General features: G+C 46.0%; 8 protein-coding genes. 1 reads left to right on the top strand and 7 read right to left on the bottom strand.

Going from position 1 to position 17,368, the window contains the following annotated elements:
* Positions 1–4: 4 nt before the first annotated feature.
* The 7 genes from HMPREF9448_RS03635 to HMPREF9448_RS03605 form a co-directional block, all read right to left on the bottom strand.
* Positions 5–2,530 (bottom strand): C25 family cysteine peptidase, encoded by a 2,526-nt coding sequence (locus HMPREF9448_RS03635; RefSeq protein ID WP_008861234.1) that lies wholly within the window; start codon positions 2,528–2,530, stop codon positions 5–7.
* Between the two features lie 11 nt (positions 2,531–2,541).
* Complete coding sequence (locus HMPREF9448_RS14595; RefSeq protein WP_008861233.1) at positions 2,542–3,609, bottom strand: tail fiber domain-containing protein; 1,068 nt, start codon at positions 3,607–3,609, stop codon at positions 2,542–2,544.
* 644 nt (positions 3,610–4,253) lie between these two features.
* Positions 4,254–5,642: a DUF5723 family protein gene (locus HMPREF9448_RS03625; RefSeq protein WP_008861232.1), complete on the bottom strand. Its 1,389-nt coding sequence runs from the start codon at positions 5,640–5,642 to the stop codon at positions 4,254–4,256.
* A gap of 20 nt (positions 5,643–5,662) precedes the next feature.
* Complete coding sequence (locus HMPREF9448_RS03620; RefSeq protein WP_008861231.1) at positions 5,663–7,414, bottom strand: hypothetical protein; 1,752 nt, start codon at positions 7,412–7,414, stop codon at positions 5,663–5,665.
* A gap of 917 nt (positions 7,415–8,331) precedes the next feature.
* A complete protein-coding gene (locus HMPREF9448_RS03615) occupies positions 8,332–14,157 on the bottom strand; it encodes an alpha-2-macroglobulin family protein (protein WP_008861230.1) in 5,826 nt (1,941 codons plus the stop codon).
* Positions 14,158–14,234: 77 nt separating this feature from the next.
* Complete coding sequence (locus HMPREF9448_RS03610) at positions 14,235–15,425, bottom strand: dicarboxylate/amino acid:cation symporter (RefSeq protein ID WP_008861229.1); 1,191 nt, start codon at positions 15,423–15,425, stop codon at positions 14,235–14,237.
* An 85-nt stretch (positions 15,426–15,510) separates the two neighbouring features.
* The gene (locus HMPREF9448_RS03605) at positions 15,511–16,194 is read right to left on the bottom strand and encodes a B3/B4 domain-containing protein (protein ID WP_008861228.1); all 684 of its coding nucleotides are present in this window, start codon (positions 16,192–16,194) and stop codon (positions 15,511–15,513) included.
* 210 nt (positions 16,195–16,404) lie between these two features.
* Here HMPREF9448_RS03605 and HMPREF9448_RS03600 point away from each other — a divergent pair, with 210 nt between their 5' ends.
* Positions 16,405–17,169, top strand: coding sequence for a glycerophosphoryl diester phosphodiesterase membrane domain-containing protein (locus HMPREF9448_RS03600; RefSeq protein WP_008861227.1), 765 nt, complete (start codon positions 16,405–16,407; stop codon positions 17,167–17,169).
* Positions 17,170–17,368: the final 199 nt, after the last annotated feature.

The raw sequence follows: 17,368 nt of genomic DNA, 5'->3' as shown, positions 1-17,368 counted from the left end.
TATATTATTTAAATTCTACATTTGCCCCAATTTTTGCTTCGAAGCCTTTTTGTATCATTATCTCTCCCCCGGCATCGATTCGCAACGAGCCACCGCGCTCCACTGTTCCACCGGAGATTGTTACATTTCCTTTACACTCGATTATCAATGTCGCACCGTTCTCTATGATTACCCCTTCGTCTATCCATACATCTCCACCGGATTCCAACGTGAGAGTTCCCGATTTTAAAACAACGTCTCCCTCCGTCCGGTTCGTATCTACCGCTTGGCCGATGTGGACGTTGTTCACGTGTAAATATTGTGAAGAACGTAGCGTGTCGTTTTGCAGGTATAGCGGGGCAATGTATGGTATGGCATTGTGCTTGTAAACCGTCACTACACTGTTGGGAGAGACTCCATTGAAGGTTACGCTTGCTCCCGTCACAGTTTTTATTTCGGGTAATCCGTTTATTCCAGAGGTTATTGCCACTTTACTGCCGTTCAGTCCATTACCGGCTACTGTAATCGAACTGTTCGAACGTGTAACCGAGATATCATCATATACCGAAGGGATATCGGTCCACATCTCGAATTCGGGACAGCCGATTAAACTGTGGGTCAAACTACACCAACGTGAATATTTGTTATACGCAAAACTTACTTTTGAAAAAGCCTCCGCTACACCTATTTGATTATTACCTTCTTTTATTTGTTCTACGAATTTTTTTTCTAATCTCACAGAGGAACCAATCCAACCGCTTCGAGTATTACCCAAAAAGGCAGGACCTCCATATAAGCCGGCTACCGTAAAGGAACTGCCTATGTTATATGTTACATTATATTGTTCATATATGTCGAATGGTGTCACATCGCAGGCTGTTGAGTAGGCTATGGCCGGATAGTCTTGATTCGTTAAATTATTTAATCCATTGCTTTCTTCAAAAACATGATGACAAGTTACCCCTTGTACTGCAAGAATCCCCCAATAAGGATATTCATGGTTTTTATGAGACTTTGTACCGATACCGCCGGGATTACCGTGTCCATGCCAACTGAAAAAACCGTATCTCTCATTCATTTCCGTTATTACTTCCGAACCGCTCGGAAATGTAGGATTTTCCGTATTATATGAAGGTTTTTCTTCAAAAATAGTATATTGCGGGAAAATCGGGCTAAAATTAGAAGATACAGAATCCGCTTCATGTATACCTTGTAATTCATCACATTGATGATAAAAAGCCTTTTGCAGATAACTGTAATCGCCATTGCCGGGGTTGCGCTCATACCGTATCAGTTTTTCGGTATAGTTTGCAATCTCCTGCCGATTGGTGCATAACAATCTACCCACAAAAATCTCCGGAGCATAATCCATAGTATACATTTCACTACTTTCAAATTCCCCATACAAAGAATCTCCATCGACATTCCAATTTCCATTAAAATCACTAAAATACAAATCAGAAGGAATAGGCCAATCAACATAAATACTAGAATCTTGATTTTGTGAATCCTTTATTGTTATGCTCCGTCTTCCCGTTCCATATCGAATGGGCAATACGGTATAATCGCCCGCTAACAAGGCGTAGCGGAGAGAGCCGGAGTCGTAGGTATATTTCAGATAGGCTCGCAGTTTACCGGCATCATCGTCGATGTTAGAGACCAAATCTCCCCCTTGAAAATCGGGACACGCTAAGATATCCTCGATACAAACTACTCCTGCCGAGTATCCTTTTTGCCGTTTCCACCCGATGAGGCGATCGAAAGCCGGAGCTAATTCCCGATTTGTCACAACGGTATATTCGAAGTCGGGTAAAGTAGTAACCGTGCGGGGCGAGGCTGAACGGGTCGCTGTCGCAGGGGCGAACCCATCGATCTGAGCGGGGTTGACGACTATTCGTTTCGCCTCCTCTCTTCCCCATCGAACGTTATTTCTGCCGGTTGCTCTGCGGGATATCGCCCGAAGGCGCGATGGGTTTTCGGAACCTGCGTTTTTCACCGAATAATCGAGACGAACGGTCACGGAATTACGAAAGAGGATTTCACCATCGGTCGGAGCGTAACTTATCGGCCATACAGCAACGGTGACGATGTGGTTGTCACCGTCGAGAAATCCTTCGTCTACCACTTGTACCGGAACAGCCGGCCAATATCGGTTGTTGCTATATACCGTGCTGTCGGGGGAAACGAACAGTTGCTCGCTTGTATTCCTGTCGGAGGGAATAGGCGGCTGGGTCGGATAAACCGGTAGCGTATACCGAGTCGCAGTTGTGGTCTCTCCCGTAACGGAAACCGTGAAATCGGTAGCATCACAAGGAACGGAAAATCGCAAATAGTGTACAGGCAGCTCGGGCGTACCGGCTGCGGACTGTGTCCACAAGTCGGGATATCTGAGTCGAAGGTAAGAGTCGCCATTTTCACTAACCGTGTCGGTTGTCAAAAGGTGTTGGTCGAATGTCGCCGTATAGCTGATTTGCGCATTGGCTGCCGAGATGGAGAGGGCAAACAACAGGGCGACGACCGTATGCCTCAATCGTGATATTATCGGTTTCATGAGTGTTGCCTCTATTTGGTCAATATCATACGTTTACTGTCTATCTCTTTCCCATCGGCCACGAGGGAGTAGATGTACATTCCTGCCGAGAGCTCCGAGCCTTGCAAGGTTACTTTTCCTTCACCTCGGTCGGCGATTTCCATGCGGCGTATCTGCTCGCCTTGCAGATTGTAGATATATAGATCGGCCTGTTGTGTCTCGTAGGGTAGGGCAAAACGTATGACGGTGGTTGCACTGAACGGATTGGGATTGTTCTGATAGAGGGCGGGAACAATAGCACTTTCCGACTCGACTGCGGTATTGCGTCGCTCGGACTTGCGGAGTGCGCCGCCTATGGGTGTTCCGTCCCGCAAGGCTGCCAGATCTTTTTGCAATTCGGTGATGACAGTTTCTTGCGAGTCGACTTTTGCCTGTATTTCATTTAAGGAGTTAACAATCAGTGGAATCATGCCTATATAGTCGACATACATGTATCCTGCTGAATCGGTACGCACTAATTCTGGATAAACCTCTTTTACCTCTTGTGCCAAGAATCCGAAATGGGTACGGGCATTTTCTTTTTTGTTTATTTTTATGTTGTTTGTTCCGACAGGAGTTTCCTTGTTCAACTGATAACTGATTCCCGAGAGTCGGAGTAATCCCGAGAGTGTGTTGTTTAGCGGTTGTATGTTTTTTTTGAAACGACTGTCAGATGGTGAATAAAAATAACCGATAACATCAACATTTAAGAATTGTATCATCGAACCATAATTGGCATTGTCATAGAGAACTACGTCTCCCTCGGAACTTGAAAAGCAGAATCCTTCACGGCCATATAAATGGAATAACGATGGATTTTCCGAAGTTATATATCGTCCGATATAAACATCATTTACAGGGTTACTTACCGAATTATAAAATGAAATACGGGCAGGGGCTTTTTCGTTTTTGGGGAAAAGGTTCAAAGTAGAGGAGCCCATAGAATTTGAACCATATCCACCTATTGAAATTTGTCCATCGTTTTGGATTTTCATTTGTCCCATTACGCAGAAAGAAAAACTGTATACTGCTATTACAAAAAAGAGGCGATTTGTTTTCATGATATTTTCGATTAAGTATTAAATTTTAGTTTATTCCAATGAGGTTATTTCGTTTAGAAACGATGTAAATATAATTGATTTATTTTTGATTTATTGTGTTTTTTATTATGAAAATATATGTTGTTAACAATAATTATATATAGAACTTTTAAGGGAGAGTATTGTGTATTTAGGAGTTGTGATTGTAGGGTTTACCCTCTTGCCTTGCGGGTACTCCACACCTATATATTGTGTGGCAAAACATAGGGGAGGAGGGTGAGATGTATTTCCCTTTCGCTTCTGCTCCGATTCTATATGTGACACCCCGTAATGCTGCGGGGTACGGCAGGGGGAGAAGTGAAAATCTATCTTTATGCCGAAACGAGAAGTACCACTTTCAATTCTCTCCCCTCCTTATCTCATTTGTGATGAGCTGTGGGAGAGGGGGAGGTCTCATTCTGTTTTCGTTATTGAGGGATTGGAAGTAAAGATAATTCTTACTGATTTCTTATTGTGTCGAGGTGGTGGGCCTGTTGCGGTGTTATGAAAAAAGCGAGGCCGCCCTAAAAGTTTTATGGACGATCTCGCTTCGCTGCTCCGCATGAGCGGTTGTCTTGTTGTGGACAGCCGTTTGAAATTTTTTCAAACGGTTGTGTTTTACGTTTTTATATTTCGTGTTTTTTCCCGAATGTGAAATTTATGCCGAAACAGAAATTGGCTCGGGCATGATTGATGGGAATGAACTGTTTGGAATATTTGGTGGCAAAATAGTCTGTGCCGAAAAACAGGTTGAAGCCGGGTGCGCATACGTTGAGAATGGCTCCCACGGAGCTACCCATATTGGAAACGGAGCCGTTGAGGGTGATGTGGAGCGCCGATAACGGGCGGAAGTTCACGGCGGCCATACCTTCGGCATAGGTGCGATGTCCGCCGAAGCGAGTCGTGGAAAGTAGTCCGAAAGAGATGTGATTGTCCAGAATGCTATATTCTGCGCCAATGCGCATGGTCGTGCGTAACGAATTGGTAACGGATTGGCTATCGGATTTATAGAATTTTGCCAGCGCTTCCAAATCGTCTCCTAACTCGTCGGCTTTATCGTCGAACGGGTTGTTTCCTTCTTCGTCGTCTTCGGCTCCGATATTGTCGAATCCTGTGTATCGGAATTCTTTGGTGGGATCGGTTTCTCCACGAGTGAGGTTGTTCCATTGCATGAATCCGATGTCGGTAAGGGCCGCAGATAAGGTGAGGTTATCGATCAGCTCGTAAGTCGCCCCTAAATCGAATCCCAGTCCGAAGCCTGCCACACCGAAATCTCCGGTGTCGTAGTCGGTGATTTCTCCGGTCTCGGGATCGGTCTCTAATTTCAGGAGGGAAGAGGCTTGTATATGTCCGGCTTGTTTGATGAACCATTCGTCTTGGGACATGGATATATCCATGCGATCTATCCTTGCTTCGGCATGTGCCGCACCTACCAGCACTTTTACTTTGGCTCCAACTCCCAATTTGTCGTTAATGTCCCGAGCGTGTCCTAATGCGAGTTCCACGTAATTGTCGGTCGAAACCGTGATGTTACTCATGTCGTAACGGGTAATCCCGGTTTCTTTTTGTCCGGTTTTGAGAAATTGGAATATTTCTTTGGGCATATATGCTCCCGAATAACTTTTGAGGGCGAGGTTGAACGTGTTTTGTCCACCCCATGCCCAGAATCCAAAAGAGATGATGTCTAATCCCAAATCGAGTTCGACGGTATTGTTGGGAGTGAGTTTGCCGAGAAAGTCGTCGGCGGGGACACTGGGGTGGAGGAATGTGACCAATTCGTTGCCTCTCGGATAGAGGAATGTCCCAAGTCCTAAATTGGAGTTCACTCCTAAATAGAAATTGCCGAGTGCAGGAAAACTGACGTATCCGTTGGGCGTTTTCAGGGCTGGATTAAGCTGGTTGCGTTTCGTCATCTTTTCCATGAAATAGGAAGAGTTGAGCGTTTGAGCCGACAATCCCATTGTCAAAGCGATGCCTATGCATACGCTCAGTATGTATTTTATATTGTGTTTCATTGCTTTCTGGTTTTAATCTATTACAAATCGTCTAAATCCATTTGTGCTCCATCGGGAAGTTTCGCCGACATGCGCACAACGATGAATTGGTCGGGGCGGAGGGTGACATCGTTATTGCCATCACTGTTGACTCCTTCGATTTTTATCGATAGTTTGTCGAGTTCTTGAAGGGCTTTATCTCGCTCTTCTTTGATGGTGATTTTTACGGCTGTGGATTGTATCGTGCCGTTTCCATTCGGAGCCGCTTCGATTTTTACGGATTCGGGTAACGTAATGCCTGATATAATTTCCCCGGCTTCGTTGCGAGGTTCGACAGAAAGCGTGAGATCCACGGGAATGGCGTTGTCGACAACGGCAGAGATTTCGAGGTGTTTGACTTTATCGGTGATATCGGCCAAGTCGCTGCTGAGGTCTTCTATCGTGTCGTTATAGAAAATTCGAAGGTTTTCAAATTCTAACGGAACGTTTATGTTGTAATCGATGTTTATGTTGTAATCGTTTTTCCCTAATGAGATGGCTTGGTCGTCGTTTTCACTTTCCACTTCTACTTCGGTTACTTCTATGTCGATCTTGTCGGGAATCGTGTGGAGCAGGGCCGTGAGGGAGCCCGATGTAATTTCGGGAGAGTTCTTGGTGATCGTGAAGTCGCTTTTTTGTCCTCCGGCTATTTTTAATGCCAGACTCACCACGTTGTCATTTACCACGTCTCCGTTTTCGTTCAACGGTGAAATTCGGAATTTCGTGGATATAGGCGCTTCGATGGGGTTCTGTACAGAGAGGCCGAGAGAAAGATCTTTTACTTCCAATGCTGTTCCTTCTTCTTTGAGGAAATCGGGTAGGTCGGATAGGGATACCGATGTATTTATGTCTACATTGGGCACTATGGTTCCTGCGACTTTATCCACCCGTATTTGCGGAGTCGGCAAAGTGAGATTGGGTTGGATATTGATTGTCGTGTTTTCGAGATCGTCGGCTCCTACGGTTTGTTTGTCGGCATAAATTTTTCCATTGATTGCAATTTCGTCGGTCAGAATCAAAGTCCCGTTTTCTACTATGGGATTTGAGAATCCATAGACGGTAATGGGAATGGATATTTTACCGCTACCTTGACTTAGTTCGACTGTCTTGGAGATGAAAATGGAAGAGCCGTCGCGAACGATTTCGTTACTAGCTTCTATGTCGAAATCGAGTACCTGAGGAAATTTCAATTCGACACCTACTAAGTAAAGTCGAGGTAAGAAAACGGGCATTCCCGATATTGTAATGTCGAGTGTCGTGTGAAGTGTTTGTCCGTTATTATCGGTGACTTTTATACTTTTTACCGCTTTTACCTCTGTCGGTATTTCGGTGTTGATGTTGAAGTTCTCTGTCGTGTGTATATCTGCTTCGAATTCCACTTCTATATCCGGGACTTCCAATCCGGGTATATCGGGTATTTCACCGGTCTGGGTTTCGAAACGTCTTGTATAAGGCTTAAAGTCGGGAGCGAAGTCGTCTATCACGACGGGATCGATAGCGTCGATATTTTCGGAAATATTATCCGCTTTGTTAATTACGTATTTTCCGTCGATGACATGGAGAACGTCCCCTTCTTCAATCATACGGCTGAGCCGTATCGTGTCGGTTTTGCCGATGGGCAAACTCAGATTACCTCCTACACTGATTTCCAAATTGATGTCTTTGTTTAAGTCATAATCGTTATCGATACACGAGAAAAGACCTAACAGTAACCCGGAAATCAAGCTACTTGTAGCAAATTTTGTAAATTTCATAAAGTGTATTAAATCGATAGTTTATTATATTTTAACATATTAACCCCTTTCTTTCCGTCGCAAATGTATCGCTTTTTTCTCAATATTCTATATATTTTTACAGAAAATAGTTATTATATTCTATTTATAGAATATTCGTAAATTTTTGATAGCCCTTTCACTGTCTGGTTTTTACTCTTTTCCTCTGTGCTGCGTTAGCGGTATGGGGAGGGGTGGAAAGGGGGCATAAGATTTTTGACTTGTAAGGTTTAATTCTGTCACTACCGTTGCCGGTATTTTCTAACCCCTCCGTCCTTGCGGACACCTCCCCTATATTTTGCAGGACAAAACACAGGGGAGGAGTTTAAAAGTAGCCCTCTATTCATTGCAGATAGGCAGTGGAGTGTCACCACCTCTATATTTTGCTGGGTAAAACACCCCGCAATGCTACGGGGCACGGCAAGGGAGGAGTTTTAAGTATCTCCGATAATGGAAACTGAAATACCACGTAAGGCTACGGGAAACGGCAGGGGAAGAGAATAAAAATGTCTCTGCGAATGTTCTTTTTCCTCCCTACCTGCGGCAAGAGTTAAAAGACTATTCCCACTAAGAAGCTGTTTTAAATTTATAGAGAAATAATATTATCATTGCAAGCAGGTATGTTCCGGCCATATTGCGCCCCTGTCTCGCATCTTGAATTCCTTGATTTTTGTCAATAACCCGCTATTGACTACATATCTCGGACTCCAATCAGCTTCAACATAGGTCTCAATCTGTTTCGGAATAAATTTAAAATAGCTTCTAATTCTCGACTGGTTTCCATGTCCCTTTTCGACACTTTGTCTCATATCGCGTGTTCAGGCGTTGAGACGGCTTTAAAAAAACAGGGCTGTTTCAACAGTAGAATGAAACAGCCCTGCGCGGAACAAGCAAAAGGATTATTTGATTATGATCGTTTGTGCCGGTGTTCTCGCAATTATTTGCGGAGCATACAGACATTGTATCGTGGATAGTCCTTGTGTATATTCTCCGGGTCGGTCGACATCGAGCTCATAGGAGATAACATAGGTCCCTTTCGGTAAGAAGTCGAAATAGAACCGAGTTTCGGTATTTTTTACTTCTTCGTAATAACAGATACGTTCCCTGCATTTATATCCCGAAAGTTGTTCTGTCGGTTCGAAACAAGCCGCTCTCGAATCGGTGAGGCATACGAATTGCATATCTCGTCCGACGGAGATGGTGAGCCGTATGGCTATGCGATCGCCTGTTTTGAGCGTGACGCGGTTGAGCGGTACATAGGTCGCCGATTGCACTCCTTGTTGTCTTACCACGATTTGCCGTGAGAGCGCGAGGTCTTCGACCGATGCGGAAGTTACGTTTTTGACATCGTCGTAGTATTGCCAGTACATTGCGCCCCACGAGGGTTGTTCATGATCGGTGGAAATAACAGCTTTGGCGGCAGCCGCAGAGATTTCGTTACCGGACAATGTGTATTCCGTCAGTCCCAAAAAAGGTTCTTCGGGACTGTTTTTCATTTCCTGTCCCCCCCAAACGATCGATGTTTTATTCTCGTCGGGAGCAAGCCAGTCTGTTCCGCCTTCGAGCAGAGCGTATATGGCTTCGAGCGTAGAGGGTACGGCTCCCCAGTCGTTGGTTTGTTTTTGGGAGAGCAGCCATTGCCGCATGGCATCCAGTTCGGAGGTTACGGGCTCGATTTCGGAGAATGCGTTGAATAGGGCACATTGTTCTTGTACAGCACTGTTGTTGTAGTAATAATGAGAGCGATTGTTGGGCCAGTACATGCCTTTGGCTGGCTGACTGACGGCATATTGCCGCAGGGACTTCAAGATGTCTTTTGCGTCTTCGACAAAGCCATATCTATAAAGGGCTGTGGCGGCATAGGCTTTTTCTATCGTAGAGAGGTTGACCCAATATCTTAGTTTTTCGACCATCTTTTTATGCAGGTCGAGGGTTTCCCCGGCCAAAGGTATATCTCTGTATGAAGAGCGTACATAGAGGTAGCAGATATCCTCATAAGAGAGGTTTTTATCTGGGTTCTTTTTTTTCTGATTTACAATCATTTTGTCGAGGTATGCGACGGCAGAAATTTGCATTTCTTTTATTTCACTTTCATCAAGAGGAATACCTAATTTTCGCAGTCTCGAAAAGCCTTCCAATGTATTTATAGAAACTAAGAAATTAGTTTTCATACCACTAAACCAGCTCCAACCGCCTTCGGTAGTTTGCAGATTGTGGAGTTTGAGTATCGCCTCTCGGGTGAGTCGTTCCGCCCGGTTTTTGTCGAAGAGCGTGGACAACTGTTGCATTCGTTCGGTTTGGTTGTCTGCCTCCAATACCCACGGGGTGGCCGAGAGCAATACTTGTTTCAGTTCTTCGTTTTGAGCCAACAGCGACGAGAGATTCTTTCCTCCCGTGGCTTTCCATGATTCGATGGCTTGTGCAATGCGGGGGTTGGAGTTCGCGAGCATTACTGCCACGCTGTTGGAGAAGAGCGAAGCCATTGCCGAAATCGCATCATCGCCGGTTAAATCGGCCAACGGCGGCAGGGCTTGTACCGCATACCACACCGGATTATCACAATATTGCAGAACCATGCGATAGTTTTCTACCGTCGGTGATTTCATTTTTTTGTCCATGCCGGACCATGTGATCGAGGTCGAGTGTTTGCCTCCGGGGATATAGAACGGCTTACTGTCGGTTACCAGCACTTTTGCGGGCAATACGGGCAGTATCTGTTGTTCTCCATCGCTGTGTTGCAGGGTGGATGCTTTTGTGCGGAAGCCTAATACTTCGATTCCTTCGGGAACGGAGAAGCTGTAATCGACCGTGCGGCTTTCTCCGGCATCGACGATGAAGGCGAATTTTCGAGAGTCGGAGATTTTCTCGGTATAAGGATCGAACAATTCGAAAAGAATGGTTCCTTCCTGCACCTTGTCCGTGCGGTTTTGTATGGCTGTCGATACGGTGACTTCGTCTCCCTGTCTGACAAATCGCGGCAGATTGGGCGATACCATAAGCGGTTTACTCGATATGGTTTGTGCTTCGTATCGTCCCGTGAAAAGGTCGCTTGTGTATGCCAGCGCATAGAATTGCCAAGTCGCATTTTCATTGGGTACAGTGAAGGAAACGGAGACGTTGCCGAGAGAATCGGACATCAGGGTGGGATAGAAGAATGCCGTACCTACCTCGCTTGTGCGATAGGAGTCGGCAGCAGATTCTTCTGTCCCGGCGACATCGGCGATAGAAATAGCCTCATTTTCGACAGCAACTTCTTTTCGGGCTGAACTTAGTTCCGTTACGACACTTTCTTCCAATACCGGTTGTTCTCCAATTACTTCACGGAAATCTGCAATATCGTATCCCTCGCTTTGTGCCGCGCTTCGTGCCATCAGAGGCCTTGCTTTACCGTACCACAGCAATCCGAAGTTGAGAAACTCGGTGGAGCTTTCGATCGGACAATAGGAGGACTCAGCAAAGTCGTAGACACGAATCGAGTAATTGTGGGTATATTCTGTTCGGGGAATGGTGGAGATACGCAATGAGGGGATCGGTGTCGGCACATTGAAATTCCAGCGATGGGTGCGAATGGCCTGCATGGAAGCGTCGAACATCTCGGTCATGAATCGTGCGCTCACGGGATTCCCTTTGGAATCGGTTATCGAGAAGGTCCAGTTTTCAAGGCTGCCGGGTAGCAATTTATCCCTGAAAGAGGAGGTCTTGATGTCGAGTTTTTTATCGGGAGCGGCCGTGCGTATAGTCGCTTGGGCGGTTGTCATTTCCCCTTCTTTGATCGTGAGCAGACTGATCGTCGCCAATCCGCCGAAAGAATCGTCGAATTTGAAATCGATTGTTTTGCAGCGATTGTCGAGCTTTATCATTTTGGTTTCGATCAAGCTGTCGGGTGTATAAACGGAATAAAAGACATAGGCATTTTTGAAAGAGCTTCCTATGGGAATTTTTACCGTTTCGCCTACTTCGGCGGTCAGTTCGGTGCGGGGAAGCCATAATCCGGCAAAGCGGGGAGGCCGTTTGTCTTTATCGCTGTACAGCACGAAATTAGTTTCATTGCGAATGATACGCCCTGTTTCATCGTCGCTAAATGCCACGATACGGTAGGGCCCCGATTGCCATTTGGTAAAATCGGGATAGACAGCTGTCCCGTCGGCTGCGATGAGAACTTCGCCGACTTGCATTTTTATTTTGAGGCTGTCGAGATTTTCTTCGTCGGAGTCGTATAATGAATAGAATACGAGGCGGCAGGCCCGTTGTATGGTCTGTCCGTTGAGCGTATGAATTTCGGCCTTGATTTGTCCTGCCGATTTATATTTGTCGATGTATTGCGGTGCGGAAATAGAAATGAAATAGGGGGAATCGCCCACTTGTACCGAAACGGATTGCTCTACCGTTTCGCCCGTAGGTGCGGTTATGGTCGCTGTGACGGTGTAGATATAGGCTTGTTCCTTATTGATATTTTCTTCCGAAGACTCTCGTTTCGGGGTGAACGTGATGGCAAAGTTACCCGCTTTGTCAACTACCGAGGAACCAGAAGCGATTTGTTCATGGGGGAGATAAAGCCGGAAGAACGGGTTCGTTCGGCGGGAAATCGTGTATTCGACTTCTGCCCCGTCTTGTGGAACTCCGCTGTAACTGACTGCGCTACCTTTTATCGTGAGCGGTTTCCCAAAACTCGTTCCCTCTTTTACGGGGTCGAATTCGACCTTGAACATCGGTAACTTGTATTCGGCTACCGAAATGCTGAGCGCATTGGCCCAAGACCCATCGACTTGTATGGTATAATTCCCAAGCATGTTACCTTGCGGTACTACGAACGAGCCGTTGAACTGTCCGTATTCATCGGTGGTCACTTCGAGAGTGGACAGTGTCCGTGAAGAAGGATCGATGAATCGTACCGTACATTTCTCACGAGGTATCACGCGACTTTCTTCCGTATTGTTGACGTATCGTATTCCCGAGAAATAGACAGTCTGCCCCGGACGATAGAGCGAGCGATCGGAGAAAAGAGCGGTCTTTTTCTCTTTGTCGTATCGGTCCCAATAGCCTGTGTAAGATAAGTCTGCAAGAGGTGAATAACCGTCTGTCGGAGTGGATATTTGGGCGAACGCATAATATCGGGTATCGTTCGTGTCGATTATACAGAGTCCATTCTTATCGGTTTTGAGCCGGCTTGTCTCTTTGACTTGCTCATAGCTTCTGTTTTTTGCTGTATAAACCGTGACATCGGCATTTTGTATGGGTTTACCGGTTTGGGCATCGACAGCGAGCAGTTCCACGCTTTTTTCACCTGCACTGCGGACAATGGTTTTTATGCCCGATACCGTGTAGTTTACAGTCGAACTACCGGGTTTCCCGTCGATGAGTATTTCCACGACGTAGTATCCGGGAGCAAGATGGGGAAAGGCGATCTTTTTTTTGTCGGGAATCAAAGAGAGTGGCCGGTTCAGTCCGTATTTGTGGGTATAAACGCAGTTACTGCGATCCCAGTCGTTTTGTTGCGGCCGGTATTGTTCTCTGGCATAGAACGACAGCGTGTCGGGTTGCCGATAGATATTTACGGTGAGTGTATCGACGTTGCGGAATGAGAGTTCTACGCTATCTGTTTGACCCGGATAAGAGATGTTGGGCAGATTGAAAGATGCTTCTTTCCCGGTGAGTCCGTTGCGTTGATTTTTGAGTGCGTTTATTCGGCGATATTTCGGAAAGTCTTTTATCCATCGGTCGCAAATGTCGAGGGCTTGTTTGGCGTCGTCGTATTTCCCGGATTCCCGTAGTTTCGAGACCAGAACGGTGGCGATTTCGACCGAGTAGGGTTTCGCCCGGTAAGCGTCCAGAATCGTTTTTAATTGACCGATGTAGTCGTAATAGGCCGAACTTTCATCGTAAAAATAGATATTTTCGCCGAGGTATTCGAGCCGATTCAGATCCCACATCATAAATGGAGCGGATAGTTCATCGGCGGCATGGAATTTCAAGGCATCGGCGTAGAGTTGCAAAATGCGATTGTCCTTGACCGTTTTGCCAGAAGATACAGCGGTTGTAAATTCTTTTGCCGGGGAAAGAAGTTTTTGGCGGACAAGCGGTTGTATTCTGCTATATTCGTCCATTCCCTCGTATATTTCTATGGCTTCGTTCAGCACGAAGTCGTAAAGTGTAGGGCGGAAGAGCGAGTCGGTTCCTATGGAAAGCGCCTCTCGGTAACTCTCGACCAGCGTGTTTTGTAAGGCTTCGGCCGGGGCCGTGGCTTGTGCGAGGAGCGTATCTATTTTTTCGGTAAACATGTTTTTGCTCCAAGACTCGACGGGTAACGAGAAATCGTCGATTTCGTCCCGCCAGCGTATCTGGTAATTTCTGTCGAGATAGAGATTGTACATCTGAGCTGTTAACAGCCGTAGCAAACTTTGTTCGACAGGGTTCCCGGAACGATCGGCGAGAGCGGTTGTCTTATCGATAATCGCCGGAAGGCTGTCTCTGTCGATGAGGAGTTGTGCCGCAGATTGTTTGACAAGTGCGGCGATTACAGCCGGAGCATTTTGTTGGGACAGTGCTTTTTTCAAAGCGACCGTTGCCGAGTCGACGGCCGCTTTCGGTGCAATCTTGATTTGTTCTTCGGTCGATAATTTTTTCTTCATAGTATTTACGTTTGTCGTGCTTACCAGAGCATTTGCCCCGATGATGGCCCCTAACGAAAGGAGGGCTGTCACGATGATCCATATTCCTTTTTTCATGTCTGAAAGTGTTAATATGTTGGGTATTTATAAATAAATTTTACTTAATAGTATATATTTGAAAGACGGTTTTTGTTTTAGGAATGCTGCATGAGATTTTCTTTTTTCCCATCTATTCGGTCGACAATGACGGCAATGGCTCCGTCGCCCGTGACATTGCAAGCGGTTCCGAAGCTATCCATCGCAATATATAGCGCTATCATGAGGGCTTGTGCCGTTTCGTCGAACCCCAGCATGCCTTCAAGTATGCCTAACGCCGCCATAATAGCTCCGCCGGGGACTCCGGGCGCTGCGACCATCGTAATGCCGAGCATGAGTATGAACCCACTGAAATCTGTCGTATTTACGGGCATGCCGCTCATCATCATAATCGCCATAGCACATGCCGTGATTTTCATCGTGCTACCCGATAGATGTATGGTGGCGCATAAAGGAATAACAAAGGTGGCAATGTTTTTGCTCACTCCGTTTTTAATGGTTTGAGCCAACGTGACCGGAATGGTCGCTGCGGAAGATTGCGTGCCGAGCGCGGTGGCATAAGCGGGAAGCATATTTTTCAATAATCGCAGCGGATTTTTTCTCCCGATGATACCGGCTAAGACGAATTGAACGAGCAGCAGAAGAATGTGTAAGATGAATATGACTACGATGATTTTGACAAAAACAGAGATAATCGAGGCGACTTGTCCCGAAACCGTCATGTTGAGAAATATCCCGAAAATGTGTAGCGGCAATAACGGTATAATGACTTTTGTTATGAGCAAGGAGACAATGTCGCGGAAATCGGCGGCGGCCATTCGCAGGGTGTCGCCTTTGACTGCGGATAGTCCCAATCCAATACAGAAAGAGAGCAGCAGGGCGGTCATGATGTCGAGAGGGGCAGGCATCTCGACTGTAAAATAGGGCTTTAACGCCATGTTACCGGGGTTGTCTATTATCGCCGCTGTGTGTGCGGATTCGGTAATCAGTTCAGGGAAAACAGCTCTTCCACTGAAATAGGTGAAGAATCCCGAAAATATGGTGGAACCGTAGGCGATGGCCGCCGTGACGAGCAACAACCGTCCCGCGCCTTTCCCCAAATCGGAAATGGCCGGGATAATCAGTCCAATGATAATGAGCGGAATGGCAAAGGTGAGGAAATTGCCGAACAGCCCGTTGAAGGTGACGAATATACGTGCGACGGGAACGGGCAGGAACTGTCCCAGCGCGATACCTGCCGCTATGGCGATGAGGACTTGCCACAGGAGGGAAATCCGAAATTTTTTCATAACGCTGATGCTTTTAGCAAAAATAGGAAAATATTCCCTTTTTGTCAAGGAAATGCAGCGCTATCTTTTACAGAAGTACTCGATCTTAATCGATGAAAAGGTCGACCGAAACTATGTCTGTGCGGATATTCTCGGCAGAAGCGTATTGCCGTAGCAGCCCCGTTGTGAAGGCTATGGTTTCGTCGAGAGGCATTTCTTCGCCATAAGCATTGATTATAACGAACAAGTTTTTGGTGTCGAGCGTTATTTTAGTCCGTTCCTCGTCGCTGGTGGGCGTGCCTATACCTCCTTTATCGTCGCGGTAAACCGGGAGCCCTTCGATATTGAGAACGCCCCGGCCAATACCTCGGAAGATTTCTCCTTCTTTCCCGACTCCCAAGACGAGAGTGTCTCCTTCGATACGATCGGCATCGAAAGCCCCGATGGAGTATCCCGAACGGACAGAGACCAGATTGATGAGATCGACCAACGTATCGATGCGATAGATTCCCAGACCTCTGATAATGCGCCTGCAAAGGGCCTCGGAGGAAACTCGATACCGATTGGGGTCTTTACCGAAAGACCGATAGGCTTTTCGTGTGGCTTGTATAGCGGGTCGTTTGTTTATTTCGTCGATTTTGTAGGCGGCTGCGATGCGGGAGGCTTCGTCGTCTATTTGTTCCCACAGACGAGGATCGGTTTCGGTGTTGGTTACTTGTGCTCCGATGATACCGATTTTCAGGCCGGGGCAGACCCGTGCAAAATTGTTTTCGATACGAATGGTTTTCATGCGTTTTCGCTCTTTTGGATAAAAAAGATATTTCAAAATTAGCGAAAAATTACATTATTGTTGTTTTTGAGTTATGTTTTTTTCTTTTAATATATTATATTTGCATACGTTGCGAAAGCGGGTTGCACTCGGCATATTCAGAAGAATTTGTTTCTGATTGCGTTTGCACCTTCTTGGCATGTATTGAAAACACAATTAAATTTTGATGATATGAAATCACTACATCTGTCGCCCTCGGGCGCTCTCAAAAAGGGTTGGGAATTGACCAAGAAGCATTTTATCGTTATGCTCGGTCTGGTTTTGGGTTATATGGTTTTATTGTGGGTCATCAGCTTGCTCAGCGGAGCTGATACAACTACGTTTCGCTATTGGATTTTGTATTTAGTGAATCTGGTTTTGTCTGTGTGGGTCAATGCGGGATTCGCTAAAATTTTATTGAATGCATACGATGGGGAAGAACCTTCGTTCTCTGTATTCGGAGAATTACTCCCGAAATTGGGCGGACTCATAGGGGTGAATGTTATTGTTGCCGTTTGTTATTGTATTCCATTGGTGTTGGGCTTTATCGTTTTGTTTATCGGAGCGGGAGCAAGTGCGGTTTCTTTTAATTTAGCCGATCCTTATTCATTCGGACATTTTATGGGACAGGCATTCGGCGGAGTGACGGGTATTCTGTTTTTGGTGCTGCTTTTGGTGTCTTTTTATATTGCTTTGCGGCTGATGTTCGCCGTTTATGCTTACGTCGAAGATTCTTCTATCGGGGTTATGGGTGCGGTTCGTAAAAGCTGGACGATGACACAGGGAAACATGTGGACTATCCTCCTTTGTATTTTGATGATTATCGTTCTGAATTTATTAGGGCTCGTAGCTTTGATTATAGGTGTATTCGTAACTATGATTATCACTATGTTCATGACGGTAGCTATGTATCGCCAGATTAAAGAGGGTGAGGAAATAGTAATCGTGGAGGAATAACGGATTGTCGTTTCTTCGATATCTTCTCGATATTTGCGGCACATTGGGAGAGAGGTTGATGCCTTGATACGTTTCTCCTATTGTGGATATTTTTTAACCCCTCCGTCACTACGTGCCACCTCCCCTATATTACTCCGCAACACCCCGCAATGCTGCGGGACACGGCAGGGGAGGAGTTTTAAATATCTTCGATAGAGAA

It is taken from the genome of Barnesiella intestinihominis YIT 11860 (assembly GCF_000296465.1).
Taxonomy (GTDB): Bacteria; Bacteroidota; Bacteroidia; order Bacteroidales; family Barnesiellaceae; genus Barnesiella; species Barnesiella intestinihominis.
This window is presented reverse-complemented; position numbering and strand designations above follow the sequence as displayed.

Coding starts and splice junctions, on each gene's coding strand:
- HMPREF9448_RS03605 (WP_008861228.1), bottom strand. CDS start 16,194: ATGAAAACCATTCGTATCGAAAACAATTTTGCACGGGTCTGCCCCGGC.
- HMPREF9448_RS03600 (WP_008861227.1), top strand. CDS start 16,405: ATGAAATCACTACATCTGTCGCCCTCGGGCGCTCTCAAAAAGGGTTGG.
- HMPREF9448_RS03635 (WP_008861234.1), bottom strand. CDS start 2,530: ATGAAACCGATAATATCACGATTGAGGCATACGGTCGTCGCCCTGTTG.
- HMPREF9448_RS03610 (WP_008861229.1), bottom strand. CDS start 15,425: ATGAAAAAATTTCGGATTTCCCTCCTGTGGCAAGTCCTCATCGCCATA.
- HMPREF9448_RS03620 (WP_008861231.1), bottom strand. CDS start 7,414: ATGAAATTTACAAAATTTGCTACAAGTAGCTTGATTTCCGGGTTACTG.
- HMPREF9448_RS03615 (WP_008861230.1), bottom strand. CDS start 14,157: ATGAAAAAAGGAATATGGATCATCGTGACAGCCCTCCTTTCGTTAGGG.
- HMPREF9448_RS03625 (WP_008861232.1), bottom strand. CDS start 5,642: ATGAAACACAATATAAAATACATACTGAGCGTATGCATAGGCATCGCT.
- HMPREF9448_RS14595 (WP_008861233.1), bottom strand. CDS start 3,609: ATGAAAACAAATCGCCTCTTTTTTGTAATAGCAGTATACAGTTTTTCT.